Source organism: Hydrogenophaga sp. 70-12, assembly GCF_001897365.1.
GTDB classification, from domain to species: Bacteria; Pseudomonadota; Gammaproteobacteria; order Burkholderiales; family Burkholderiaceae_C; genus Hydrogenophaga; species Hydrogenophaga borbori.
In genome coordinates, this window is sequence record NZ_MKSS01000221.1 from 1 (window position 1) to 1,940 (window position 1,940).

At 67.4% G+C, this 1,940-nt stretch carries 4 protein-coding genes; 1 reads left to right on the top strand and 3 read right to left on the bottom strand.

Translation table 11 applies throughout. The annotated features are described in order from the left end of the window. From BGO22_RS12955 to BGO22_RS12965, 3 genes are all read right to left on the bottom strand, one after another. On the bottom strand, nt 1–389 hold a 389-nt coding region (locus BGO22_RS12955; protein ID WP_286851179.1), incomplete at its 3' end, for a flavodoxin family protein. Nucleotides 390–410: 21 nt separating this feature from the next. Further along, nucleotides 411–818 (bottom strand): DoxX family protein, encoded by a 408-nt coding sequence (locus BGO22_RS12960; protein ID WP_070398101.1) that lies wholly within the window; start codon nt 816–818, stop codon nt 411–413. Nucleotides 819–854: 36 nt separating this feature from the next. Then, on the bottom strand, nt 855–1,556 hold the full coding sequence (locus BGO22_RS12965; protein WP_070398102.1) for a pirin family protein: 702 nt from the start codon (nt 1,554–1,556) through the stop codon (nt 855–857). A gap of 127 nt (nt 1,557–1,683) precedes the next feature. Between BGO22_RS12965 and BGO22_RS12970 the strand changes: the two genes are divergently transcribed. Beyond that, nucleotides 1,684–1,940: LysR family transcriptional regulator (locus BGO22_RS12970; protein ID WP_286851182.1), on the top strand; the 257-nt coding region annotated here is incomplete at its 3' end.

Below are 1,940 nucleotides of genomic sequence, written 5' to 3' on the forward strand. Positions count from 1 at the left end.
GTGTTGGCGGGCATCAGTCCCTGGCTCACCCAGATCATGCCGTGCTGCATGGCCAGGGTGAACAGGGTGTTCAGCGTGGCCAGCTTGTCGCCGTTCATGCCCGCGCTGTTGGTGAAGCCGGCGGCGATCTTGTCCTTCCACTTCTGCGCGAACCAGGGCTTGCTGGAGGCGTCGGCGAACTTCTTGAACTGCCAGCTCACGCTGCCCATGTAGGTGGGCGAGCCGAAGACGATGGCGTCCGCCGCGTCCAGCGCCTCCCAGCCGCCCGTGGGCAGGTTGCCATCGGCGTCGATGGCGATGAGCTCGGCCCCCGCGCCATCGGCCACCGACTGCGCCATGCGCTGCGTGTGGCCATAGCCGGAGTGGTAGACGACAACCACTTTGGTCATGCGTGTGCGCTCCGGGTCCGCTCAGGCGCCGCGCTTGGCGTCCAGGCTCCAGCCGCCGGCGCCGAAGGCGGCGATGGCGAGCAGGCCGCCCACGATGGCGATGTTCTTGAAGAACATCAGCGATTGCATCATCTGCGCATCGGCCGGCATCGCCCAGAAATTGTGGAAGAAGAACGAGGCAACCAACGTGAACACCCCCAGCACCAATGCGGCGGGGCGGGTGCACAGGCCGATGACCAGCAGGATGGACGCGCCGACCTCGACCAGGATCGCGAGCGCCGCGCCCACTTCAGGCATGGGCAGGCCGACCGAGCCGATGTAGCCGGCCGTGCCCGCGAAGCCTGAGATCTTGGAAATGCCGGCGGGCAAGAACAACACGGCCATCAGCAGGCGGGCCAGCAGGGCGAAGGGATTTTGCAGGGCGTTCATGGGAGGTTCTCCAGGGTTGAAAAGCGGTTGGGGGAATCAGTGGGCGAGGTCGAACACCAGCACCTCGGCGTCTTTGCCCTTGCCCAGGGTAAGCGAAGTCTCGCCGTCCAGCACGGCCGCGTCGCCGCCGGCCAGGCGCTGGCCATTGACCTCGAGTTCGCCGCGCACCAGGTGCACATAGGCCTTGCGCTTCGGGTCCAGCGCGATCTGCGCGGCCTCCGCGCCGTCGAACAGGCCCGCGTACATGGCGGCGTCGGCGTGAATGGTCACCGAGCCGTCCCGGCCGTCGGGCGAGGCCACCAGGCGCAGTTGGCCGCGCTTGTCGGCCTCGGCAAAGCCCTTCTGCTCGTAGCTCGGCTCGATGCCGCGCTGGTTCGGCTCGATCCAGATCTGCAGGAAGTGCGTGGTGTCGTTCGGCGCATGGTTGAACTCGCTGTGGCGCACGCCGCTGCCGGCGCTCATGCGCTGCACGTCGCCGGGCGGGATGCCCTTGACGTTGCCCATGCTGTCCTTGTGCGCCAGGTTGCCCTGCAACACGTAGCTGATGATCTCCATGTCGCGGTGGCCGTGCGTGCCGAAGCCAGTGCCCGGGGCGATGCGGTCCTCGTTGATGACGCGCAGGTTGCCCCAGCCCATCCAGGCAGGGTCGAAGTAGTCGGCGAAGGAGAAGGAGTGGTAGCTCTTGAGCCAGCCGTGATCGGCATAGCCACGGGCGTCGGAGCGGCGGATCTGCATCATGGTGGGGTCCTTTCTTTCGGGGGGGCCAGCGGGCTGGCATGGGCTGAATTCTGGGCGCCGCCCCCCTGACCGGGGCCGCAGGCTTTTGATGGCATCATTCAAAATCTTTGAACAGAAACACCCCCAGATGCCCGCTCCCATCAGCGCCCGCAGCGCCCTGTCCGCCGAGAACCTGGCCCTGGTGGAGGCCGTCTCCCGGCTCGGCAGCATGGCCGCCGCCGCGCGCGACCTGGGCATGGTGCCCAGCGCCCTCACCTACCGCATCCGCCAGATCGAAGACGCGCTGGACGTGCTGCTGTTCGACCGCAGCGCGCGCCGCGCCATGCTCACCCCGGCCGGCGAGGAACTGCTGCGCGCGGGCGAATTCCTGCTCAACGAGTTCGA